We start from the raw sequence: 23,637 nt of genomic DNA, 5'->3' as shown, positions 1-23,637 counted from the left end.
TACGCGCTCATCGCGCGACGACCCGCCGTCAGTTGTCGTCCTCGTCGATCAGGAAGCCACGCATCGGCGCCGGCGCCTGCTGCATCGGCTGCGGAGCCTGCGGACGGACCGGAGCCATCGGCTGGGTCATCGCCGGCGACATCTGCTGCTGGCCGCCGTAGGACGGGGCGCCGCCCATGGACGGACCCCCACCCATCGCGCCGTTGCCGCCGTAGGACGGCGCACCGGCGCCGGCCGAGGCCATCGACGGGGCCGGCGGCAGCGAGGCCGTGGCCGGGGTGCGCGGCGGAGCGAGCGAGTCGTCGGCCTGGGTCTCCAGCTGACGCAGCTGCGACTCCAGGTACGACTTCAGACGCGTGCGGTACTCGCGCTCGAAGCCGCGCAGGTCCTCGACCTTGCGCTCCAGCGTGGCGCGGGCGGACTCCAGGGAGCCCATCGCGACGCGGTGCTTCTCCTGCGCGTCCCGCTCGAGAGCGTCCGCCTTGGCGCGGGCGTCCCGCTCCAGGCCCTCGGCGCGCGAACGCGCCTCGCCGACGATCTTGTTGGCCTCGGAGCGGGCCTCGGCGATCGCCTGGTCGGCGGTCTGCTGGGCCAGCGAGAGGACACGCGCGGCGCTGTCGCCACCGGGGCCCTGCTGCGGCTGCTGCATCTGCGGCGGCATCTGCTGCTGCATCTGCTGCTGCTGCGGGTGCCCCATGGGGCCGCCCTGCATCGGGCCGGGACCCATCGGGCCGCCCTGCATCGGACCGCCCTGCATGGGGCCGCCCTGCATCGGGCCACCCTGCATGGGGCCGGCCGGAAGCTGCGGGGCACCGGACGGAAGCTGCGGCGGGCCCATCTGCGGCGGCTGCTGCTGGACCGGCGGTCCGGATATGGCGGCGGGCACGGGCGCGCCGGGACCGACGGGACGATCCTGCTGCTCCGGGGGCTTGCGCATGCCCTGCTGCTGCTGGTTCTGCGCGGCGGCACGCGTCGCGGCGGCCAGCTTGGCGCGCAGGTCCTCGTTCTCGCGGAGCAGGCGGGTCAGCTCGGCCTCGACCTCGTCGAGGAAGGCATCGACCTCGTCCTCGTCATAGCCTTCTCGGAGGCGGACGGTCGTGAACTGCTTGTTCCGCACGTCCTCGGGGGTCAGCGGCATCTCTTCTTCACCTCTACGTAGTCGTCGGCAGTCGGCAAGACCGTATCGTCCACATTCACCTCGCGAAGTTGCTCACGACGGAGATCAGGATGTAGACGATGATCATCAGAACGAAGAAGGACAGGTCGAGTGCCACGCCCCCGAGACGCAGCGGCGGGATGAGTCGCCGCAGAAGCTTGAGCGGTGGATCGGTGACAGTGTAGGTGGCCTCAAGGACGACCACCATCGCCTTACCGGGTTGCCATGAACGGGCGAACTGGAAGACGTAGTCCATGACAAGTCGGACGATGAGGAGGACGAGGAAGCACATCAGCACGATGTAGACCACCTGTAGTGCGACGCCCATCCCGCGTTTCCCTCTCCCCTGACTTACGTGCTCTCACTTGTTCCGGCCGCGTCGCGACCGGTCCGTCCGGTTCTCGTGTTCTCAGCTCTGGTTGAAGAATCCGCCCTCTGCGATCCGGGCCTTGTCCTCCGCCGTGACATCGACGTTAGCAGGCGACAACAGGAACACCTTCTGCGTCACGCGCTCAATGCTGCCATGGAGCCCGAAGACGAGTCCGGCGGCAAAGTCGACAAGTCGCTTCGCGTCCGTGTCGTCCATCTCCGTGAGGTTCATGATCACCGGAGTGCCCTCACGGAAGTGTTCCCCGATGGTACGGGCCTCGTTGTAGGTCCGGGGGTGCAGCGTGGTGATGCGGTAGGGCTCCCGCTCGGACACGACCTTGGGCATGATCACGGGTGCGTTCTTCTCCATGCTGGGACGTTCGGGTGTGATGGATGCCACGGGGGCGATTCGAGCCGGACGTCCGCTTTCGGCGAGTACGGGGACAGAATGGGACATCGGCTCACGGGGGGCCGGGGGCTGTACCACCCGTACCGGTTCCTCACGCTCCACCTGTCGCGGGGGCGCGATGTGGCGCCGGTCGCGCTCGGGCTCCGGCTCCAGCTCGGGTTCGAAGTCGTCGTCGGGGTCGAAGCCCCGGCCGTCGTACCCATCGTCCTCCACGAGGCCGAGGTAGACCGCCATCTTGCGCATCGCGCCGGCCATTCTCTGAGTCCTCCGCTCTGTGGTGGATCGCCATGCTGGCCCATGTCGCAGCGTCACCGAGTGCCCGCGATCCACGGGTCGTCCCGCTGTTCCGCGGAATGACCATATTTTCTGCTGTGGTCCGACTTGCTTCGCGACGTTACCCGAGCTTCGGGCGGACTCCGAGTACCGCCGTACCGACGCGTACGTGTGTCGCCCCGGCAGCGACGGCCTCCTCGAGGTCCGCACTCATCCCTGCTGACACCATGTTCGCAGCCGGACGGGTCGCGCGCAGGGCAGTCGACAAATCCATCAGCCGGTCGAAGGCGGCGCGTTGCCGCCCCGCGTACGGACCGGCGAGCGGCGCCACGGTCATGAGGCCGTCGAGCCGCAGGCCCGGGGCGGCGTCCACGGCGGCCGCCAACTCCTCGATCCCGTCGGGCGCGACACCCCCGCGGTCGCCCCGTGCGCCGGACTCGGCGTCGAGCGCGACCTGGAGGAGGCAGCCGATCTCCCGGCCCTCCCTCTCCGCGGCCGCGGAGAGCGAGGAGACGAGCTTCGAGCGGTCGACGGACTGCACCACATCGGCATAACCCACCACCGATCGGACCTTGTTGGTCTGCAACTGACCCACGAAGTGCCAGGTCAGGTCAAGGTCGGCACAGGCCGCCGCCTTCGGGGCCGCGTCCTGGTCCCGGTTCTCGGCGACGTGCCGTACGCCCAGTCCGTGGAGGATTCTCACGTCGCTCGCGGGATAGGTCTTGGTGACCACGATGAGCGTCACCTCCTCCCGCGGGCGCCCGGCCGCGGCGCAGGCGGCTGCGATGCGCGCCTCCACCCGGGCCAGGTTCTCGGCGAGTTCCGACGTGCGGTCCGTCATGTCTCTTCTCAGTCCAACCAGACATATCCCGCGAGTCGCCCCGTGGTGCGATCGCGGCGGTACGAGTAGTGGTCACCGGACTCCCGGGTGCAGACCGCACTGGCCTGCCGGTCGGCGACCCCGAGGCGTTCGAGCTGGGCGAGGACTCCGGCGGTGACGTCGACGGCCGGGGTGCCCCAGCTCGTCTCGGCCCAGGCGGCGGGCTCGGTCCCGGCGACCTCGGTCCGCATGGCCTCCGGCACCTCGTAGCAGCGCCCGCAGACGGCAGGGCCGGTGCGGGCGACGATACGGGCGGGCTCGGCACCGAGTTCGATCATGGCCGCGACCGCGGCGGGCACGACGCCCGCCACCATCCCGGGCCGCCCGGCGTGGGCGGCGGCCGCCACTCCGGCGACCGGGTCGGCCAGGAGGACGGGAACGCAGTCCGCGGTGAGGACGGCGAGGGCGAGTCCGCGCCGCGAGGTGACCAGGCCGTCGACCGACGGGATGCCGTCGGTGCCCCACGGTCCCCGCACCTCGGCGACGTCCGCGCCGTGCACCTGGTTCATCCAGACGACCGCCGCGGGGTCGAGCCCGAGGGCGCCGGCCGCGAGCGCCCGGTTGGTGCGCACCGCCTCGGCGCTGTCCCCCACCGCTCCGCCGAGGTTGAGCTCCTCGTACGGAACGGCGCTCACCCCGCCCCACCGGTCGGTGAAGGCGAAGTGCGCGCCGTTCGCGTCGAAGCGCTGTCCTATCACTTCAGGAAGTCCGGGACGTCCAGCTCCTCGGCCTGGCTGTCCGCGTACGGGCGGGCCGGCGGGACGACCGGAGGAGCGGGCGACAGCGGGGTCTCGCCGGCCGCGGGCGCGGGCTCGGCCGGAGCCTGGACCGGCGGCTCCTCGCGCGGGGCGACCGTGCCGAGGCCGCCCAGCGGGCGGGGGGTCTCGACGTGGCGGGGCGCCGGGGCCGGCTCTTCCCGCTTGGCGGAGACCGAGCCGATGACGTTGTCCCGGCGGGCCGGCGGCTGGCCGCCGTCGAAGCCGGCCGCGATGACGGTGACCCGGACCTCGTCGCCGAGGGCGTCGTCGATGACGGCGCCGAAGATGATGTTGGCCTCCGGGTGGGCCGCCTCGCTGACCAGCTGCGCGGCCTCGTTGATCTCGAAGAGACCGAGGTCGCTGCCGCCGGAGATGGAGAGCAGCACGCCGCGGGCGCCGTCGATGGAGGCCTCCAGGAGCGGCGAGGAGATCGCCATCTCCGCCGCCGCCACCGCGCGGTCGTCGCCGCGGGCGGAGCCGATGCCCATGAGCGCCGAACCGGCCTCGGACATGACCGACTTGACGTCGGCGAAGTCGAGGTTGATCAGGCCCGGGGTGGTGATGAGGTCGGTGATGCCCTGCACACCGCTCAGCAGCACCTGGTCGGCCGACTTGAAGGCGTCGAGCACGGAGACCTGGCGGTCCGAGATCGAGAGCAGCCGGTCGTTCGGGATGACGATGAGGGTGTCGACCTCTTCGCGGAGCTCGGCGATGCCGTCCTCCGCCTGGTTCGCGCGGCGCCGGCCCTCGAAGGTGAACGGCCTGGTGACCACGCCGATCGTCAGGGCGCCGAGCGAGCGCGCGATGTTGGCGACGACGGGTGCGCCGCCGGTGCCGGTGCCGCCGCCTTCTCCGGCGGTGACGAAGACCATGTCGGCCCCCTTGAGGACCTCCTCGATCTCCTCACGGTGGTCCTCTGCCGCCTTGCGACCGACGGCCGGGTTCGCCCCGGCCCCGAGGCCGCGGGTGAGTTCACGGCCGACGTCGAGCTTGACGTCGGCGTCGCTCATCAACAGCGCTTGCGCGTCGGTGTTGATCGCGATGAACTCGACGCCCTTGAGACCGACCTCGATCATTCGGTTGATGGCATTGACACCACCGCCGCCGACACCGATGACCTTGATGACTGCGAGGTAGTTCTGCGGTGCTGCCACGTCGAAGGCCTCTCGCCTCGAGTTACGTGTCGTCGCTGCGCGGTTGGTCGCGCCGCTCCGACGGATGCCGATTGGGACGGTCCGAAACGCCGACCCAAACCCTAACGTTGAAGTTTAGGGTTACCAGTGTCTCTGTTCGCTGGACTCTTCCGAACAGGACACTAAGTCGACAAGTGGCGCACGTTCAACGAACACGCCGAACCTCCCGTTTTTCTTTTCACCCTATGTGATCACCCGTAGCGCTGGCCAACCAGGGTGCTGGCCAGGGGTGATACCCGTCAACTCCTGGACGAGGCGGGCGCCGTGGGGGCACTTACATCGAAGTGCCCCGCTTTGGGAGTGGCCTTCAGGAGCGCGGTGAGGACGCGGGCCTTGACGGGCCCGTGTTCGCCGCTGCCCCAGAAGACGGTGCGCCCCCTGGTCAGCTCCAGAGTGACGGAGTCGTACGAGGTGACGCGCACGACACGAGTGTCCCGGGCGATTTCCGCCGGGAGTTCACCCCGGACGCGCACCGCCTCGCGGAGCAGCCGGTCCGCGCCGAAGCGGCGCAGGCTCGGCGAGGCCGCGCTGTGGAGGACGAGCCGGGGGATGCCGCGGGGCGCGGTGTCCACGGTGGCGAACCGCATTCCGGTTGCGTCCACTTCGACGAACCTCCCGCCCTTCTCGATGAGGAGAACGGGCTTCCGTTCCGTCACCTTCAGCCCGATTCCGTGCGGCCAGGACCGGACGACGTCCACCGACTCGATCCGCGGGAAACCCCTGCGCAGGCGCGCCTCGATGGCCTCGGTGTCCACGGTGACGAGCGGGGCGCCCATCGGGACGGCCGCGGCGGCCTCGATCTCCCGCGGGGTCAGGACCGAGGTTCCGGAAGTCTTCACACGTTCCACACGGAACCAGTTCGAGCCGTAGAGCGCCCAGAGGCCGCCGGCCGTGAGCAGCAGGACCGCGAGGGCGAGGAGGAGCACCCGGGCGCCGGGCGCCCGGAACCTGCGGTTCCGGGCGCCCTCGCGGGACGGACCGTCCGACGAGCCCCTCGACGACCTCTTCGACTCGCTCGCGCCGCTCTTCTCCGCGGTCGTCGGTCCGGCTGCCACGGTGCGTCTCCTGCCCTCAGCCGCCGCGCTACGCCTGTCGGCGCGCGGCGATCGCCTCGTACACCATGCCGACGAGCAGGTCGTCGGCGTCCCGGCGGCCGAACTCGGCGGCGGCGCGGGACATCTCGTACAACCGGTGCGGATCGGCCAGTACGGGCAGGACGTTGCCCTGCACCCACTGCGGCGACAGCTCCGCGTCGTCGACGAGGAGTCCGCCTCCGGCCTTGACCACCGGCTGGGCGTTGAGCCGCTGTTCGCCGTTGCCGATCGGCAGCGGTACGTACGCGGCGGGCAGCCCGACGGCGGAGAGCTCGGCGACGGTCATGGCGCCCGCGCGGCAGAGCATCATGTCGGCCGCGGCGTACGCGAGATCCATCCGGTCCACGTACGGTACCGGCACGTAGGGCGGCATTCCGGGCATGTTGTCGACGCGCGGCATTTCGTTCTTCGGGCCGACCGCGTGCAGGATCTGGATGCCGGAGCGCTGGAGCACCGGGGCGATCTGCTGGATCACCTCGTTGAGCCGCCGGGCGCCCTGGGAGCCGCCCGAGACGAGGAGCGTCGGCAGGTTGGGGTCGAGCCCGAACGCGGCGCGCGCCTCGGGGCGCACCCGCGCCCGGTCGAGGGTCGCGATGGTGTGCCGCAGCGGAATGCCGATGTAACGGGCGTTGCGGAGCTTGCTGTCCGGGGTGGCGACGGCGACCCCGGCCGCGTACCGCGAACCGATCTTGTTGGCCAGGCCGGGCCTGGCGTTGGCCTCGTGGACCACGATCGGCACCCCGAGGCGCTTGGCCGCCAGGTAGCCCGGCAGCGCCACGTAGCCGCCGAAGCCGACCACGCAGTCCGCCTTGGTGCGCTCCAGGATCTGCTCGGCCGCCTTGATGGTGCCGCGCAGCCGCCCGGGAACGGTGATCAGCTCGGGGGTGGGCTTGCGGGGCAGCGGTACGGCCGGGATGAGGGCCAACTCGTAGCCCCGCTCGGGCACGAGCCGGGTCTCCAGACCCTTCTCCGTGCCGAGCGCCGTGATTCCCACGCTGGGGTCCTGCCTCCGCAGGGCGTCCGCGAGGGCCAGCGCGGGCTCGATGTGGCCGGCGGTCCCCCCGCCGGCGAGTACGACATGCACCGAAATTCACCGCTCTCCGGACGGGCGCTTCTTGACGCGCCGTCGCATCGACTTCCATCTCACCCCGACCCGCTTGCCCCATCCGGGGCGGCGCATGGCCAGGGCCGCTTTCGCGGCGGGTTCCTGTCGCGCGAAGGCGATGAGGAGCCCGACGGCGAACATGGTCGGCAGCAGGGCCGACCCACCGTAGGAGAACAGCGGGAGCGGGACACCGGCGATCGGCAGCAGACCGAGCACCGCACCGATGTTGATCACGGCCTGCGCCGTGATCCAGGTGGTCACGCCTCCCGCGGCGAACCTCACGAAGGGGTCCTCCGTGCCTCCGGCCACGCGGATACCCGCATAGCCTAGAGCCGCGAACAGGGCGAGTACCGACAGCGTCCCCGCGAGACCCAGTTCCTCACCGGTGACCGCGAAGATGAAGTCGGTGTGCGCCTCGGGCAGTTGGCCCCATTTCTCGACGCTCGCACCGAGTCCGGAACCGAACCATCCACCCGACGCCAGAGCATAGATTCCGTGCGCGGCCTGCAGGCAGGGGGCCCCCTCGCCGCCGGGGTCGGAGGCGCCGATGCACTGGAACCGGTCCATGCGGTGCGGGCTCGTCCGGATGAGCAGCGCCCCGAGGGCGCCGGCCACCACGAGCACCCCGACGAAGAGCCGGGTGGGGGCTCCGGCGGTCCACAGCAGCCCGAAGAGGATCGCGGTGAGGATGATCGCGGTGCCCATGTCGCCGCCGAGCATGATGAGCCCCAGCAGCATGAACGCGCCGGGGACCAGCGGCACCAGCATGTGCTTCCACTGGGTCAGCAGCCGCATGTCGTTCTTGCGGGCGAGCAGGTCGGCGCCCCAGAGGATCAGCCCGAGCTTGCCGAACTCACTGGGCTGCAGCATGAAGGGGCCGCCGAGCGAGATCCAGTTCTGGTTGCCTCCGACGGAGTGCCCTATCCCCGGGATCTGCACGAGCACCATCAGGAAGACCGCGCCGACCAGGATGGGGTAGGCGAGGGCCCGGTGCAGCTTCACCGGCATGCGGGAGGCGATCAGCAGCAGTCCGGTGCCCAGGAGGGCGGCGAAGAACTGCTTCCGGAAGAAGTACGAGGGCACCAGCTCGTAGCGGAGCGCCGTGATCATCGAGGCGGAATAGACCATCACGAGCCCCAGGGCCGTGATGAGCATGCCCGCGCCGATGATCACGTAGTAGGCCGTCAGAGGCCGGTCCCAGGCCCTCCGCGCCCGCTCGTGGAGCCGTCGCAGCCCTCCGCCTCGGGGGCGTGCCGGGGATGCCGCGGCCCGCCCCCCGCCGCGTACGGCGGAGGGCCCGCGTGTCCCTGCGATCTTGCTCGGCATGGTCGCTGCCCCCTCCGGTCGTGCCCGGTCCCGCCGGACCCTGCCACGGGTCGGGTCAGGCGTCCCCGGTGGCGGCGAGGGCGCGGACCGCGTCCGCGAAGGCCTCGCCGCGCTTGTTGTAGTTGGTGAACATGTCCATCGAGGCACAGGCCGGGGCGAGGAGCACCGTGTCCCCCGCGCGGGCGAGCCGGGTCGCCTCGCGGACCGCCTCGGACATCGCCCCAGTGTCGGTCCGTTCGAGGTCCACCACCGGTACCTCCGGGGCGTGTCGCGCCAGGGCTTCGCGGATCAGGGCGCGGTCGGCGCCGATCAGCACGGCGCCGCGGAGGCTCTTGGCCGACTTCTGGACGAGCTCGTCGAAGGTCGCGCCCTTGGCGAGGCCGCCGGCGATCCAGACGATCGGGTCGTAGGCGGCCAACGAGGCTTCGGCGGCGTGGGTGTTGGTGGCCTTGGAGTCGTCGACGTACGCGATCCCCGCGACCTCCTCGACCAGTTCGATGCGGTGCGGGTCGGGCCGGAAGGCCTTCAGGCCGTCCCGTACGGCCTTGGCGTCGACGCCGAAGGCGCGGGCCAGGGCCGCGGCGGCCAGGGCGTTGGCGATGTTGTGCGGGGCCGGCGGCTGGACGTCGGCGACCTCGGCGAGCTCCTGGGCGTTCTTCTGCCGGTTCTCGACGAAGGCCCGGTCGACGAGGATTCCCTCGACGACGCCGAGTTCGGAGGGGCCGGGGGTGCCGAGGGTGAAGCCGATGGCGCGGCAGCCCTCCTCGACGTCGGCCTCGCGGACCAGGTCCTCGGTCGCCTTGTCGGCGACGTTGTAGACGCAGGCGACCTGGTTGCCCTCGTAGATCCGGCCCTTGTCGGCGGCGTACGCCTCCATGGAGCCGTGCCAGTCGAGGTGGTCGGGCGCCAGGTTGAGCACGGCGCCCGAGTGGACGCGGACGGACGGCGACCAGTGGAGCTGATAGCTGGAGAGTTCGACGGCGAGCACGTCGTACTCCTCGTCGCCGAGGACGGCGTCGAGGAGCGAGACGCCGATGTTGCCGACGGCGGCGGTCCGCAGGCCGGCCGCCTCCAGGATCGAGGCGAGCATCCGCACGGTCGTGGTCTTGCCGTTGGTGCCGGTGACCGCGAGCCAGGGGGCCGCTCCGGGGCCGCGGAGGCGCCAGGCGAGCTCGACGTCGCCCCAGATCTCCACGCCCGCCTCGGCGGCCGCGGCGAAGAGGGGCTTGTCGGGCCGCCAGCCCGGGGTGGTGACGATCAGCTCGGTGCCGGACGGCAGGGTGGCCCCGTCGCCGAGGCGGACGGTGATGCCCTCCGCCCCGAGTTCCGCGGCCTGGGCCCGGGAGCGCTCGTCGTCGCCGTCGTTGACGACGGTCACGTGCGCGCCGAGGCCGTGCAGGACGCGGGCGGCCGGGATGCCGGAGACGCCGAGTCCCGCGACGGTGACCTTCTTGCCGTGCCAGTCGAGCTGTTCCGTCACTTGTCCGCTGCCCATCCCGCGTAGAAGAGGCCCAGGCCCACGATCACGCACATGCCCTGGATGATCCAGAACCGGACGACGACCAGGACTTCGGACCAGCCCTTGAGTTCGAAGTGGTGCTGGAGTGGCGCCATCCGGAAGACGCGCTTGCCGGTCATCTTGAACGAGCCGACCTGGATGACCACGGACATCGTGATCAGGACGAACAGGCCGCCGAGCAGGGCCAGCAGGAGCTCCGTACGGGAGCAGATGGCGAGACCCGCGAGGGCGCCGCCGAGGGCGAGCGAGCCGGTGTCGCCCATGAAGATCTTGGCGGGCGAGGTGTTCCACCAGAGGAAGCCGAAGCAGGCTCCCATGAGCGCGGAGGCGACGACGGCGAGGTCGAGCGGGTCGCGCACCTCGAAGCAGGCGTTGGGGTTGGTCAGGGTCATGGCATTCGCACAGGACTCCTGGAACTGCCAGAGCCCGATGAAGGTGTACGCGCCGAAGACCATCACGGAGGCGCCGGTGGCCAGGCCGTCCAGACCGTCCGTCAGGTTCACGCCGTTGGACATGGCCAGGATCATGAAGAGCGCCCAGACCACGAACAGCACCGGGCCGATGGTCCAGCCGAAGTCCGTGATGAAGGAGAGCTTCTCGGAGGCGGGGGTGAGCCCGCGCGAGTCGGAGAACTGGAGCGCGAGCACCGCGAAGGCGATGCCCACGATCAGCTGTCCGGCCATCTTCGCCTTGGCCCGCAGACCGAGCGAGCGCTGCTTGACGATCTTGATGTAGTCGTCGAGGAAGCCGACGAGTCCCATGCCCGCCATCAGGAAGAGGACGAGCAGGCCGGAGTACGAGACGGGCTCGCCGGTGATGACCTTGGCGAGGGCGTACGCGATGAGCGTGGCCAGGATGAAGGAGATGCCGCCCATGGTGGGCGTGCCCTTCTTCCCGGCGTGGCCGCGGGGGCCGTCGTCGCGGATGAACTGCCCGTATCCCTTGCGGGCGAGCAGCTTGATCAGCAGCGGGGTGCCGATCAGGGTCAGGAAGAGCCCGATGGCCCCCGCGAAGAGGATCTGCCTCATCGGACGACGACCTCGCCCTCGGTGTCGAGGAGCGCCAGGGCGACCTGTTCGAGGCCGACCGACCTGGACGCCTTCACGAGGACGACATCCCCCGGACGCAGCTCACTGCGCAATAGATCGACAGCCGCCTGCGCGTCGGACACGTGCACCGACTCCTCACCCCACGAACCCTCGTTATATGCGCCCAGTTGCAGCCAGGACGCTTCCCTGTCCCCGACCGCGACGAGCTTGCTGACGTTGAGCCGGACGGCGAGCCGTCCGACCGCGTCGTGCTCGACGAGCGATGCGTCACCGAGCTCGGCCATCTTGCCGAGCACCGCCCACGTACGAGCCCCTCGGGCCTGTGCGGCCCTGCCCATGGCCGCGAGCGCGCGCAGGGCGGCTCGCATGGACTCGGGGTTCGCGTTGTAGGCGTCGTTGACGATCGTCACGCCGTCCGGACGCTCGGTGACCTCCATGCGCCAGCGCGACAGGGTGCCGGCCTCGGAGAGCGCGGTGGCGATCTCCTCGACAGGCATGCCCAGCTCGTGCGCGACGGCGGCCGCTGCGAGCGCGTTCGACACGTGGTGCTCACCGTACAGGCGCAAGGTCACGTCGCTGCACCCGGTGGGTGTGTGAAGCCTGAAAGAAGGCTGTCCGGACGCTGTGAGGTGGACGTTCTCGGCACGTACGGCCGCTTCGTCCGCTTCGCCGAAGAGGGTCACGCGGGCCTTGGTGCGGCTCGCCATCGCGCGGACGAGGGGGTCGTCGGCGTTGAGGACCGCCACTCCCCCCTCGGCCTCGGTGGGGAGCGACTCGACCATCTCGCCCTTCGCCAGGGCGATCTGCTCCCGGCCGCCGAACTCGCCGATGTGGGCGGAGCCCACGTTGAGGACGAGGCCGATGCGGGGCGGGGTGAGGGTGGTGAGGTAGCGGATGTGGCCGATGCCGCGGGCGCCCATCTCCAGGACCAGGTGCCGGGTCTCGTCGGTCGCGGTGAGCGCCGTGAGGGGCAGGCCGATCTCGTTGTTGAGCGATCCGGGGGTCCACACGGTGGGCGCGTGCCGTTCGAGGACCTGGGCGATCAGGTCCTTGGTGGAGGTCTTGCCCGCCGATCCGGTGAGGGCGACGACGTCGGTGCCGAGGCGTTCGACGACGGCGCGGGCGAGGGCCCCGAGGGCGGTCTGGACGTCGTCCACGACGATCGCGGGCACGCCGACGGGGCGGGCGGCGAGCACGGCCGTGGCACCCGCCGCGACGGCGCGTTCCGCGTAGTCGTGTCCGTCGACGTGCTCACCGGCGAAGGCCGCGAAGAGGCTGCCGGCCCGCACCTCGCGGGAGTCGATGACGACGGGCCCGGTGATCCGGGCGTCCGGATCCGGTATGTCGTGCGCCTGCCCGCCGACGATTTCGGCGATCTCGGCGAGGGAGAGGGCGATCACTGCTTCATCCCTGACTGTTCTGGTGGCTTGCTGTTCCGCTCGGCGCGGAACCCCGGGTGTGCGAGCGGTCGGCGATGGCCTCGCGCAGGACCTGGCGGTCGTCGAAGGGGCGTACGACCCCGGCGATCTCCTGGCCCTGCTCGTGGCCCTTGCCCGCGACGAGGACGGTGTCGCCCGGCTGTGCGCGGGCGACGGCGGCCGCGACGGCCGCGGCGCGGTCGGCGAGGACGAGCACGTCGCCGCGGTCCTCCGCGGGCACCTCGGCGGCGCCCGCGAGCATGGCGGCGAGGATCTTGAGCGGATCCTCGGAGCGGGGGTTGTCGGAGGTCAGGACGGCGGTGTCGGCGAGACGGGCGGCGGCGGCGCCCATCGGGCCGCGCTTGGTGGTGTCCCGGTCGCCGCCGCAGCCGATGACCACGTGCAGCCGGCCCTCGGTGACCTCGCGCAGGGAGCGCAGGACCGATTCGACGGCGTCCGTCTTGTGCGCGTAGTCGACGACGGCGAGGTACGGCTGGCCCGCGTCCACCCGCTCCAGCCGGCCCGGTACGCCGGGGACGGCGGCGACGCCCTCGGCGGCCCGCTTGGGGTCGATGCCGGCGACGGCGAGGGTGGCGATGGCGGCCAGGGTGTTGGCGACGTTGAACGGTCCGGGCAGCGGGGCCGTGGCCGAGATCCGCTCCCCCGCGGGTCCGACGGCGGTGAACGTCGAGTCGTGCGAGCCGAGGACGAGGTCCTCGGCGCGCCAGTCGGCGTCGGCGCGGCCCTCGGCGGAGAAGGTGACGACCGGGACGGTCGCCTCGTCGACGAGCCTGCGGCCGTAGGCGTCGTCGAGGTTGACCACGCCCAGGCGGCTGCGCGCGGGCGTGAACAGCCCGGCCTTCGCCTGGAAGTAGTCCTCCATGTCGGTGTGGAACTCCATGTGCTCCGGGCTGAGGTTGTTGAAGACGGCGACGTCGAAGACGCAGCCGTCGACCCGGCCGAGCACGAGGGCGTGGCTGGAGACCTCCATGGCGACCGCGTCGACGCCGCGCTCGCGCATGACCGCGAAGAGCGCCTGCAGGTCGGTGGCCTCCGGGGTGGTGCGCTCCGACTTGATGCGCTCGTCGCCGATCCGCATCTCGACGGTGCCGACGAGCCCGGTGTGGTGTCCGGAGCCGCGCAGTCCGCCCTCGACGAGGTAGGCGGTGGTGGTCTTGCCGGAGGTGCCGGTGATGCCGATCTGGAGGAGGTCGGCGCCGGGGCGCCCGTAGATCTCGGCGGCGAGTTCGCCCATCCGGCCCCGCGGGTCGTCGACGACCAGCACCGGCAGGCCGGTGGCGGCGGCACGCTCGGCGCCCGTCGGGTCGGTGAGGATCGCGGCGGCGCCGAGTCCGGCTGCCTGGGCGACGTAGTCCGCGCCGTGGGCGCGGGCGCCGGGCAGGGCCGCGTAGACGTCGCCCGGCCGCACGGCCCGGGAGTCGTGGGTGATCCCGGAGATCTCGGCGGTTCCGGGGGCGTCGACCCCCAGCTGCGCGGCCAGGTCGCCCAGGGGTGTCGGGCGGGCCTGCTCCGGCCGGGGCGGGGCGGTTCGGTACTGATCAGCGTGTGGCACGGCGGTGAGCGTACCGGGCGCACCCTGCGGGGGGCCAAAAGAGCCCGGGGCCTCGCCGGAGTTCGATTTCCGGTTCCCGGAATGGGGGGTGATCGTTGTCACTGGTGCTCCCGGAGTGTCACGGGGTGGGTTCGAAGGTGACCGGCAGTCGGGCGGGGTCGCTGCCCGTCGGGGCGACGCGGAGGGTCTTGAGGGCGAACTCCATGACCTTCTTGTAGATGGGGCCGCAGATCTGGCCGCCGAAGTAGCTGCCCTTGGTGGGGTTCTGGATGGCGCAGTAGACGGTGACCTGGGGGGCGTCGGCGGGGGCGAAGCCCGCGAAGGAGGCGGTGTAGCCCTTGTAGCGGCCGAGTTCGGGGTCGACGCGGTTGGCGGTGCCGGTCTTGCCGGCGACGCGGTAGCCGGGGATGGCGGCCCGTGTGCCGGTGCCCTCCCGGTCGTCGACGACGGACTCCAGCATCTGGGCCAGGGTCTTGGCGGTCCGCTCGCTGACGACGCGGGTCTCCCCGGGCTTGTCCGCCGGGGTGAAGCGCCCGTCGGGTCCCTTGGTGCCGCGGACCAGGGTGGGCTCGACGCGTACGCCTCCGTTGGCGATGGTCGAGTACACGGAGGCGGCCTGCATGGCGTTCACGGAGAGGCCCTGGCCGAAGGGGATCGTGTACTGCTGCGAGGTGGACCAGTCCTGCGGCTTGGCCAGGATGCCGGCGGTCTCGCCGGGGTAGTCCAGGCCGGTGGGGCTGCCGATGCCGAACCTGCGCAGGTAGGTGTGGAGGACCTTGTTCGACTCGGCCTGGGTGGCGCCGAGCTGGCCGGTGGCCAGGATGGTGCCGATGTTGCTGGACTTGGCGAGGACGCCGTTGAGCGTCAGGTACCAGGTGGGGTGGTCGATGTCGTCCTTGAAGAGCCGGTCGCCGCGGTGGAGCCGGTTGGGGACGGTGACGTGGGTGCCGGGGGCCGCCTTGCCCTCCTCCAGGACGGCGGCCATGGACATGACCTTGCTGGTGGAGCCGGGCTCGTAGGCGTCCTGGAGGGCCGCGTTGCCCATGGCCGCGGCGTTGGCGGCGGAGAGGTCGTTGGGGTCGAAGCCGGGGGCGTTGGCCATGGCGAGGACCTCGCCGGTCTTCGTGTCCTGCACGACGACGTAGCCCCGGTCGGCCTTGGACTTCGCCACCTGCTCGGTGATGGCCTGCTGGGCGGCCCACTGGATGTCCCGGTCGATCGTCAGCTCGATGTCGGAGCCGGGGACGGCGGGGGTGCCCTGGGAGCCCGCGGTGGGCACCTGGCGGCCGCCGGACTGGGTGAAGCGGATCTTGCCGTCCTTGCCGGCGAGTTCGGGGTCCAGCATGGACTCCACGCCGCCCGCTCCCCTGCCCTCGGCGTTGACGTAGCCCAGTATCCCGGCGGCGAGCTCGCCGTTCGGGTACACGCGCTTGGTGCTGGGCTCGCTGAGGATGCCGCCGAGGAGGTTGACGCCGGTGCCGCCGGCGGAGGGCTGGGCCTTCTGGCCGTAGACCCGCCGCAGGTCCTTGATCTGGTTCCAGACCTGCGGGGTCTGCTTGCGGGCCAGGAGGGTGTACCGGGACCTGGGGGTGCGGAGCTTCTTCGCGATCTCCGCGGGCTGCTTGCCGAGGAGCGGGGCGAGGAGCGCGGCGGCCTGCTCGGGGGCGTCGGGCACCTTGGCGAACTCGGGCGTGAAGAGCTGGGGGTCGGCGGTGATGTCGTACGCGTCGACGCTGGCGGCGAGCGCGATGCCGTTGCGGTCGGTGATCTCGCCCCGCTCGGCGGAGAGCGTGTACTCCTGGAAGCGGTACTTGTCGGCCTTGGCCGCGTACGCGCTGGCGTCGACGGCCTGGACCTGGAGCAGCCGCACCACGAACGCCGTCATGACCAGCGTCAGGCCGAGCGAGACCAGCCGCAGCCGGGGCCGGGGGCTGCCGAGCCGGATGGTGCGCGGCCGGCGGGCCGGCGGCCGGGGCGCGGTCCGCTTCGCGGCGGGGCGCGGGGCGGGGCGGGAGGTGCGGGCCCCGGCGGAGGCGGGCCGGGGGCGCGCGGGCCGGGCGGGTCCGGGGACGCGGCGGCGCGGGGGCTCCTTGGGGGGCACTGTGCGGGTCACCTGCCGGAGGTCGTCGGGGTGGGGGGCGCTGCGGGTGCGCCCGCGGGCGCGGACTGCGCGGGGGTGGCCGCCGGCACCGTCCGGGCCGGGTCGGGACCGGCCGGGTTCACGGCGGCGGGGGCCTGGGGCGGCGTGGGGACCGGTGTCGGGGTGGGCTTGGGCGCGGCGGCCCGCGAGGGCTCGCCGAGCACCTTGCCGTCCGGTCCCAGGAAGGCGGGGCTGCCGCCGGGGACCATGCCGAGCTCGCGGGCGCGCCGCTCCAGGGCGTCGGGCGCGGCGTAGTCGTCGACGTCGCGCTGGAGCGCCTGCTCCTCGTCGGTGAGCTCGGTGGTCCGGTCCTTGAGCTCGTTGAGCTGGAAGGACCCCTGGTTGAGGGCGGAGTTCAGCAGGAGCAGGCTGATCAGGCCGCCGCCGAGGAGGACGACGACCAGCAGGACGAAGGGGGTTCGGGCGGCCGAGCTCGGCCCCGACGGCATGAGCCGTCCGAGCCGCGCGGCCCGTCCTTTGAGCGGCCCCTTCGCCGTGCTCACAGGACGTCTTCCCGGATCCGCTCGGCGCCCCGGAGCCGGGCCGGGGCGGCGCGCCGGTTCTCGGCGACCTCCTCCTCGGTGGGCAGTTCGGCGCCTCGGGTGAGGAGCTTCAGTCGGGGCTGGTACTTCTCGGGGACGACCGGCAGGCCGGGCGGCGCGGTGGTGGCCGCACCGGCCGCGAAGACCTGCTTGACGATCCGGTCCTCCAGCGACTGGTAGGAGAGGACGACGACCCGGCCGCCGACGCCGATCGCCTTCACGGCCGCCGGGACGGCCTTCTCGACGCTGTCGAGCTCGCGGTTGACCTCGATGCGCAGGGCCTGGAAGGTGCGCTTGGCCGGGTTGCCGCCGGTGCGCTTGGCGGCCTGCGGCAGGGAGTCGCGGATGAGGTCGACGAGCCGGGCGCTGTTGCTGAACGGCTCCTTCTCACGCTCGCGGACGATCGCCGAGACGATCCGCTTGGCCTGCTTCTCCTCGCCGTAGGCACGGAGGATGCGGACCAGTTCGCCGGGCGCGTAGGTGTTGAGGACCTCGGCGGCGCTGATGCCGGTCGTCTGGTCCATGCGCATGTCGAGCGGGGCGTCCTGCGCGTAGGCGAAGCCGCGGTCGGCCTCGTCCAGCTGCATGGAGGAGACGCCCAGGTCGAAGAGGACGCCGTCGACGGAGGGGAGGCCGAGCCGGTCGAGGACCTCGGGCAGCTCGTCGTACACGGCGTGCACGAGGGTGGCGCGGTCCCCGTACGGGGCGAGCCGCTCGCCGGAGAGCCGCAGGGCCTCCTTGTCCCGGTCGAGGGCGACGAGCCGCACCTCGGGGAACTGCTGCAGGAGTGCCTCGCTGTGGCCGCCGAGTCCCAGGGTGCAGTCGACGACGACCGCGCCGGGGCGCCGCAGGGCGGGGGCCAACATGTCCAGGCACCGCTGGAGCATGACCGGGACGTGTCGGTCGTTGCTCAATGCGCCCTCTCAGATCCGGCGCGGAGGTACGGGCGAGCGGGTAAGGAGGCCGAGCCGTAGGTACCGCCGCACACACGGGGGGAGAAACCGCGGAAGTCGCTCGTTGTCTCCGTGAACTCCGCGTCACTTTAGTCCACGGGACCCGCCGGTCAATCAACCGGCTGGCGCGTCGCACGGCGCCGGGGAGCCGGCGGACGTCCCGGACGGCCCGCCCGTCCGGGGCCGGGTCTCCCGGGCCTGTGGACTGGCTCACAGCGGTACCCGATGGGGTCCTTTGTCCGTTCTCACCGCGGGTCCGGGCGGCCGGTGCCCCTTACCGTCGGTGCCATGTCGACCTCCGCGCACCCCTCCGCCGGCGCCCCGGCCGCCGGCTCCACCGTCACCGACCGGCTCGTCGCGGCCAACGAGCGGTACGCCGCGTCGTTCGGCGATCCCGGGAGGGACGCGCGTCCCGTGCTGGGCGTCGCCGTCGTCGCCTGCATGGACGCCCGCCTCGACCTGCACGCGGCGCTGGGCCTCGAACTCGGCGACTGCCACACCGTCCGCAACGCGGGCGGGGTCGTCACGGACGACGTGATCCGGTCGCTCACCATCAGCCAGCGGGCCCTCGGCACCCGCAGCGTGGTGCTGATCCACCACACCGGCTGCGGCCTGGAGTCCCTGACCGAGGAGTTCCGGCACGAGCTGGAGATGGAGGTCGGCCAGCGCCCGGCCTGGGCCGTCGAGGCCTTCCGCGACGTCGACCAGGACGTACGCCAGTCCATGCGGCGGGTGCGGACCTCCCCGTTCCTCCTCCACACCGACGACGTCCGCGGGTTCGTCTTCGACGTGACCACCGGCCTCCTGCGGGAGATCGACCCCGCTCCCGGCCCGGCCGCCGCCCCGGCGTAAACGCCTGAAGACCGGCATTTCCCTCGCAGTTGTCCGCACGCAAGTGACACGACCCGGCCGTGCGAACAAGAATGCTCGGGTACGACACCCTCCGCAGATCCCACGGGGGCAGGTGTCCGTGTTCCGGAAGGCCGAGGAGGGCCGGGTGACCACCTATGACGATCGAGCGAGCCTCACTGATCTGACCACCACCGCGGAGCGGGTGCGCAGATCGGTGGAGAGTGTGATCGAGGGCAAGCCCGAGGTCGTACGGCTTTCGCTGACCGTGCTGCTCGCCGAGGGACACCTCCTCATCGAGGACGTCCCCGGCGTCGGCAAGACGATGCTGGCCAAGACGCTGGCGCGGTCCATCGACTGCTCGGTGCGCCGCATCCAGTTCACCCCCGACCTGCTGCCCTCGGACGTCACGGGCGTGTCGATCTTCGACCAGCAGCGCCGCGAGTTCGAGTTCAAGCCGGGCGCGATCTTCGCGCAGATCGTGATCGGCGACGAGATCAACCGCGCCTCGCCCAAGACCCAGTCCGCGCTCCTGGAGTCGATGGAGGAGCGCCAGGTCACCGTCGACGGGCAGACCTACGAGCTGCCCAGCCCGTTCATGGTGGTCGCCACGCAGAACCCGGTCGAGATGGAGGGCACCTACCCGCTGCCCGAGGCCCAGCGCGACCGCTTCATGGCCAAGGTCTCCATCGGCTACCCGAGCGCCGAGGCCGAGCTCCAGATGCTCGACGTGCACGGTTCGGTCTCCCCGCTGGACGACCTCCAGCCGGTCGCCCACGCCCACGACATCCTCAAGCTGATCGAGGCGGTCCGCGCGGTCCACGTCGCCGACGCCGTGCGCCGGTACGCGGTCGACATCGTCGCCGCCACCCGCACCCACACCGACCTGAGGCTCGGCGCCTCGCCGCGCGCCACGCTGCACCTGCTGCGGGCCGCGAAGGCCTCCGCCGCGCTCAGCGGCCGCGAGTACGTCCTGCCCGACGACCTCCAGGCCCTCGCCGCGCCCGTCCTCGCCCACCGCCTGCTGCCGACGGCGCAGGCCCAGCTGAACCGCCGCACCGCCGAGCAGGTCGTCCAGGACATCCTGCAGCGCACCCCCGTCCCGGCCGCGGCCCCGCCCGCCGGACCGCACTACGGCCAGCAGCCCGGCGCCCGGCGGCTGTGATGACCACCGCTGCCGCGCCGGATGGTCAGCGGGGCGACGAGGACGACCGGGGCGGTCTGCGGGCCGCCCTCGGCGGCCTCACCACCCGGGGCCGCTCCTTCCTCGCCGCCGGAGTGGCGGCCGCCGCCTGCGCGTACGTCCTCGGCCAGGCCGACCTGCTGCGCGTCGGGCTGCTGCTCGCCACGCTGCCGCTGATCTGCGTCCTCGTGCTGCACCGCACCCGCTACCGGGTCGCGGCCTCCCGCCGGCTGACGCCGCAGCGGGTGGAGGCGGGCTCCGAGGCCCGGGTCCAGCTGCGGATGGAGAACGTCTCGAAGCTCCCGACCGGGCTGCTGATGCTCCAGGACCACGTGCCGTACATGCTGGGCCCCCGCCCGCGCTTCGTCCTCGACCGGGTCGAGGCGGGCGGCCGGCGCGAGGTGTCCTACCGGGTCCGCTCGGACCTGCGCGGCCGCTTCCCGCTGGGGCCGCTCCAGCTGCGGCTCAACGACCCCTTCGGGATGTGCGAGCTGACCCGCTCCTTCAGCGCGTACGACACCCTCACCGTCATCCCGAGGACCGAGGCGCTGCCCCCGGTGAAGCTCGTCGGCGAGGCCTCGGGGTACGGCGACGGTCATCAGCGCTCGCTCGCCCTCGCCGGCGACGACGACATCATCCCGCGCGCCTACCGGCACGGCGACGACCTGCGCAGGGTGCACTGGCGCTCCACCGCCCGCTACGGCGAACTGATGGTCCGTCGCGAGGAGCAGCCGCAGCGGGCCCGCTGCACCGTCCTCCTCGACACCCGCCGGATCGCCTACCAGGGATCCGGACCCGACTCGGCGTTCGAGTGGGCGGTCTCCGGCGCCGCCTCCGCCCTCGTCCACATGCTGGAGCGCGGCTACGCGGTCCGGCTCGTCACCGACACGGGCACCTCGGTGGCCGGCGAGGGTTCCGAGGGCTTCGCCGGAGCGGCCGACTCCGCCGAGTCCGCCGGTCTGATGCTGGACACCCTCGCGGTCGTCGACCACTCCGAGGGCGGCGGCCTGTCCCGCGCCTCCGACCTGCTGCGCGGCGGCGACGAGGGACTGCTCGTCGCCTTCGTCGGCGACCTCGACGAGGAGCAGGCGGCCCTCGCCGCCCGGATGCGCCACCGCGCGGGCGCGGCCGTCGCCTTCGTCCTGGACTCCGGGACGTGGCTGACCGGCGGCGCCGTCGCCGGGGCCGTCGAGGACCGGGTGCGGAAGCTGCGCGAGGCGGGCTGGACGGCGCTGGTCGTCCCGCCCGGGGCCAAGCTGGCGGACCTGTGGCAGCAGGCGGCCGGCGTCCGCGCCGAGTCCGCCGCGGCCGACACCTACGGAGGATGGTCATGAGCGGGCGCGCACGGCTGACCCTGGCCGCCTGGGCGGCCACCCTGATGGCGGCCGGGGCGCTGCTGCCGCTGGTCAGGCCGGCCACCTGGATCTTCACGGCCGCGTTCGTCCTCGCCCTGGTGAGCGGGGTGGGCACGCTGGCCCGGCGGGCGCCGCTGGCCCGCCCGCTGACGCTGCTCGCGCAGCTCGTCGTCGCGCTCCTGGCGCTGACCGCGATCTTCGCCCGCGAACAGGCGGTCCTGCTGTTCCTGCCGGGGCCGCAGGCCCTCACGCACGCCGCCGACCTGTTCGCGGCGGGCGCCGCGGACGTCGGCCGGTACGCGATCCCCGCGCCGGACACCGAGGGCATCCGGCTCATGCTGGTCGGCGGCGTGGTCGCCATCGGCCTCATGGTCGACACCCTCGCGGTCACCTTCCGGAAGGCGGCGCCCGCCGGACTCCCGCTGCTCGCCCTGTACTCGGTGGCCGCCGGTCTCTCCGGCGGCGGGGCCGGCTGGCTCTGGTTCCTCCTCGCGGCCTCCGGCTATCTGCTGCTCCTCCTCACCGAGGGCCGCGACCGGCTCTCGCAGTGGGGCCGGGTCTTCGGCGGCGCCCAGCGCTCCGGCCGGCCCGGCTCCGCCGTCGCCGCCGGCGGCCCCACCTTCGCCCCGGCCCGCACCGGCCGCCGGATCGGCGCCGTGGCCATGGGCGTCGCCCTGGTCGTCCCCTTCGCGCTGCCCGGTCTCACCGGCGGCCTCATCGGCGGCGGCGCCGGCGAGGGCACCGGCGGCGAGGGCCGGGGCGGCACCATCTCGGCCGTGAACCCGCTGGTCTCCCTCCAGGACAACCTGCGCCAGCAGGAGGACCGGGAGGTGCTGCGCTACCGGACCAACGCCCGCGACACCTCCGGCCTGTATCTGCGGCTCGTCGCGCTCGACCAGTTCGACGGCACCTCGTGGAAGTCCTCGGTCCGCCCGATCGAGGCCGTCCCGCGCCAGCTCCCCTGGCCGGAGGGGCTCTCCCGGAGCGTCCGGATCACCGAGGTCACCAGCAACTTCGTGGCCTCCGAGGGGTACGAGCAGAAGTGGCTGCCGATGCCGTACCCGGCGGGCCGCGTCGACATCGACGGCCGCTGGCGGTACGAGCCGGCGGGCCGGATGCTCGTCGGCGACGACAAGCAGACCACCCGCGGCGCCCGCTACACCGTGTCCAGCCTGGAGGTCCAGCCCACGTCCGAGCAGCTGGCCGCCGCCGGGGAGGCCCCGGAGCGGCTGCGCCGCGAGTACACCCGGGTCCCGGCCTCGCTGCCCGCCGACGTGAAGGCGACCGCGCTCAGGGTCACCTCCGGCGCGCGGAACGACTACGAGCAGGCGGTGAGGCTCCAGGACTGGTTCGCCCGGGACGGCGGCTTCCGCTACGACGTGGGCGTCGAGTCCGGCACCGGTGTGCAGGCGATCTCCCGCTTCCTGAAGGACAAGGAGGGCTTCTGCGTCCACTTCTCCTTCTCGATGGCGGCGATGGCCCGCTCGCTGGGCATCCCGGCGCGCGTGGCCGTGGGCTTCATGCCGGGAACGACGCAGACCGACGGCTCGGTCTCGGTCGGCATCCGGGACGCGCACGCGTGGCCCGAGCTGTACTTCGAGGGTGCGGGCTGGACGCGGTTCGAGCCGACCCCCTCCCGGGGCTCCACCCCCTCGTACACGCAGGAGAGCACGCCCTCGGGTACGGCCACCGGACCCGCCCAGCCGCAGCAGAGCGCCTCGGCGCAGCCGTCCGCCGCGCCGAGCGCCTCGGAGAGCTGCACGCCGCAGGAGCGCCGGCTCGGCGACTGCGGTCCCGAGGAGGCCGTGGCGGGCGCGGAGTCGTCCGGCGGGGGCCCCGACCCCCTGACGGTGGCGCTGACCGTCGTCGGCGTCCTGGCGGTCCTCACCGTCCCCCTGCTGCCGCTGCTGTGGCGGCGGCGGGTACGGGCCCGCCGGCTCGCCCCCGCCGGGGCGGGCGGGGCGCGCGGCCCCGAGGAGACGGCGGCGCGGACCCTCGCGGTCTGGCAGGAGATCGTCGACACGGCCTGGGACCACGGGGTCGAGCCGGACGAGTCGCAGACGCCGCGGCGGACGGCGGCCCGGATCGTCGACCGGGGCGGGCTGCCCGGCGAGGCGGCGGAGGCCGTGCACCGGGTGGCGGGGGCGGTGGAGGAGGCGCTGTACGCGCCGAACCCGCGGCCGGTGTCCGGGCTGGCGGAGGAGGCGGCCCGGATCCGGGCCGGCTTCCACGCGGCGGCGGACCGCCGGACCCGGCTGCTCGCCCTGCTGGCGCCGCGGTCCGCGGCGCGGGTGCGGTGGGCCGTGGCGGGGTGGTGGTCGGAGACGACGACGAGATGGTCGGCGCGACGCGCAACCCTCCGAACCCGCCTCCGCCACCCCCGCACGTCGCCCTGACGTGGTGGTGCGGCCCGCGGTACCCCCGGGCCGCACCACGACGCCGGGCTCGCCTCCCCACCCGGAGCCTGACCGCTCCCCACCCCGCGTCCGCGTG

Annotated in this window: 20 protein-coding genes; 4 read left to right on the top strand and 16 right to left on the bottom strand. The window is 72.6% G+C overall.

The features are described from left to right. Positions 1–28: 28 nt before the first annotated feature. The 16 genes from ACF09E_RS25100 to rsmH all read right to left on the bottom strand — a co-directional run bounded on the left by ACF09E_RS25100 (position 29) and on the right by rsmH (position 17,718). Entirely contained in the window at positions 29–1,138 is a 1,110-nt protein-coding gene (locus ACF09E_RS25100; protein ID WP_361853925.1) for a DivIVA domain-containing protein, read from the bottom strand. 55 nt (positions 1,139–1,193) lie between these two features. After that, positions 1,194–1,484: a YggT family protein gene (locus tag ACF09E_RS25095; protein WP_392207227.1), complete on the bottom strand. Its 291-nt coding sequence runs from the start codon at positions 1,482–1,484 to the stop codon at positions 1,194–1,196. Positions 1,485–1,565: 81 nt separating this feature from the next. Continuing rightward, positions 1,566–2,189: a cell division protein SepF gene (locus ACF09E_RS25090; protein WP_030314526.1), complete on the bottom strand. Its 624-nt coding sequence runs from the start codon at positions 2,187–2,189 to the stop codon at positions 1,566–1,568. Positions 2,190–2,328: 139 nt separating this feature from the next. After that, positions 2,329–3,048: a YggS family pyridoxal phosphate-dependent enzyme gene (locus ACF09E_RS25085; protein WP_392207225.1), complete on the bottom strand. Its 720-nt coding sequence runs from the start codon at positions 3,046–3,048 to the stop codon at positions 2,329–2,331. Positions 3,049–3,056: 8 nt separating this feature from the next. After that, positions 3,057–3,785 carry a peptidoglycan editing factor PgeF gene (gene pgeF / locus ACF09E_RS25080; protein ID WP_361853932.1) on the bottom strand — a complete coding sequence of 243 codons (729 nt, stop codon included), beginning with the start codon at positions 3,783–3,785 and terminating at the stop codon, positions 3,057–3,059. Further along, positions 3,782–4,999 carry a cell division protein FtsZ gene (ftsZ, locus tag ACF09E_RS25075; RefSeq protein ID WP_392207223.1) on the bottom strand — a complete coding sequence of 406 codons (1,218 nt, stop codon included), beginning with the start codon at positions 4,997–4,999 and terminating at the stop codon, positions 3,782–3,784. Before ftsZ ends, pgeF begins: the two co-directional genes overlap by 4 nt. Before the next feature lie 278 nt (positions 5,000–5,277). Continuing rightward, a complete protein-coding gene (locus tag ACF09E_RS25070; protein ID WP_392207221.1) occupies positions 5,278–6,093 on the bottom strand; it encodes a cell division protein FtsQ/DivIB in 816 nt (271 codons plus the stop codon). A gap of 28 nt (positions 6,094–6,121) precedes the next feature. Beyond that, positions 6,122–7,216 carry an undecaprenyldiphospho-muramoylpentapeptide beta-N-acetylglucosaminyltransferase gene (murG, locus tag ACF09E_RS25065; RefSeq protein ID WP_030314515.1) on the bottom strand — a complete coding sequence of 365 codons (1,095 nt, stop codon included), beginning with the start codon at positions 7,214–7,216 and terminating at the stop codon, positions 6,122–6,124. A gap of 6 nt (positions 7,217–7,222) precedes the next feature. Further along, positions 7,223–8,563 (bottom strand): putative lipid II flippase FtsW, encoded by a 1,341-nt coding sequence (gene ftsW / locus ACF09E_RS25060; RefSeq protein ID WP_361853940.1) that lies wholly within the window; start codon positions 8,561–8,563, stop codon positions 7,223–7,225. A 55-nt stretch (positions 8,564–8,618) separates the two neighbouring features. Continuing rightward, positions 8,619–10,058 carry a UDP-N-acetylmuramoyl-L-alanine--D-glutamate ligase gene (murD, locus tag ACF09E_RS25055; protein ID WP_392207219.1) on the bottom strand — a complete coding sequence of 480 codons (1,440 nt, stop codon included), beginning with the start codon at positions 10,056–10,058 and terminating at the stop codon, positions 8,619–8,621. After that, on the bottom strand, positions 10,040–11,110 hold the full coding sequence (mraY, locus tag ACF09E_RS25050; RefSeq protein WP_231075098.1) for a phospho-N-acetylmuramoyl-pentapeptide-transferase: 1,071 nt from the start codon (positions 11,108–11,110) through the stop codon (positions 10,040–10,042). The genes murD and mraY overlap by 19 nt, the downstream gene beginning before the upstream one ends. Beyond that, positions 11,107–12,531, bottom strand: a complete 1,425-nt coding sequence (gene murF / locus ACF09E_RS25045) for a UDP-N-acetylmuramoyl-tripeptide--D-alanyl-D-alanine ligase (RefSeq protein WP_392207217.1) — start codon at positions 12,529–12,531, stop codon at positions 11,107–11,109. The genes mraY and murF overlap by 4 nt, the downstream gene beginning before the upstream one ends. Before the next feature lie 4 nt (positions 12,532–12,535). After that, complete coding sequence (locus ACF09E_RS25040; protein ID WP_392207215.1) at positions 12,536–14,224, bottom strand: UDP-N-acetylmuramoyl-L-alanyl-D-glutamate--2,6-diaminopimelate ligase; 1,689 nt, start codon at positions 14,222–14,224, stop codon at positions 12,536–12,538. A 16-nt stretch (positions 14,225–14,240) separates the two neighbouring features. Next, positions 14,241–16,223: a peptidoglycan D,D-transpeptidase FtsI family protein gene (locus ACF09E_RS25035; RefSeq protein WP_392207612.1), complete on the bottom strand. Its 1,983-nt coding sequence runs from the start codon at positions 16,221–16,223 to the stop codon at positions 14,241–14,243. Positions 16,224–16,231: 8 nt separating this feature from the next. Beyond that, positions 16,232–16,765, bottom strand: coding sequence for a septum formation initiator family protein (locus tag ACF09E_RS25030; RefSeq protein WP_392207213.1), 534 nt, complete (start codon positions 16,763–16,765; stop codon positions 16,232–16,234). Continuing rightward, a complete protein-coding gene (rsmH, locus tag ACF09E_RS25025) occupies positions 16,762–17,718 on the bottom strand; it encodes a 16S rRNA (cytosine(1402)-N(4))-methyltransferase RsmH (RefSeq protein WP_392207211.1) in 957 nt (318 codons plus the stop codon). The genes ACF09E_RS25030 and rsmH overlap by 4 nt, the downstream gene beginning before the upstream one ends. A gap of 327 nt (positions 17,719–18,045) precedes the next feature. On the opposite strand from rsmH, the gene ACF09E_RS25020 reads away from it, so the two are divergent. The 4 genes from ACF09E_RS25020 (at position 18,046) to ACF09E_RS25005 (ending at position 23,540) form a co-directional block, all read left to right on the top strand. Continuing rightward, entirely contained in the window at positions 18,046–18,609 is a 564-nt protein-coding gene (locus tag ACF09E_RS25020) for a beta-class carbonic anhydrase (RefSeq protein ID WP_392207209.1), read from the top strand. A gap of 145 nt (positions 18,610–18,754) precedes the next feature. Next, a complete protein-coding gene (locus tag ACF09E_RS25015; protein ID WP_361860816.1) occupies positions 18,755–19,771 on the top strand; it encodes a MoxR family ATPase in 1,017 nt (338 codons plus the stop codon). Further along, positions 19,771–21,123, top strand: coding sequence for a DUF58 domain-containing protein (locus ACF09E_RS25010; RefSeq protein WP_392207207.1), 1,353 nt, complete (start codon positions 19,771–19,773; stop codon positions 21,121–21,123). Before ACF09E_RS25015 ends, ACF09E_RS25010 begins: the two co-directional genes overlap by 1 nt. After that, a complete protein-coding gene (locus tag ACF09E_RS25005; RefSeq protein ID WP_392207205.1) occupies positions 21,120–23,540 on the top strand; it encodes a DUF3488 and DUF4129 domain-containing transglutaminase family protein in 2,421 nt (806 codons plus the stop codon). The genes ACF09E_RS25010 and ACF09E_RS25005 overlap by 4 nt, the downstream gene beginning before the upstream one ends. Positions 23,541–23,637: the final 97 nt, after the last annotated feature.

Origin of the sequence: Streptomyces sp. NPDC014891 (genome assembly GCF_043081085.1) — a bacterium.
GTDB lineage: Bacteria > Actinomycetota > Actinomycetes > Streptomycetales > Streptomycetaceae > Streptomyces.
The sequence above is the reverse complement of the archived record's forward strand: the minus strand, read 5'-3'. Positions and strand labels throughout refer to the sequence as shown.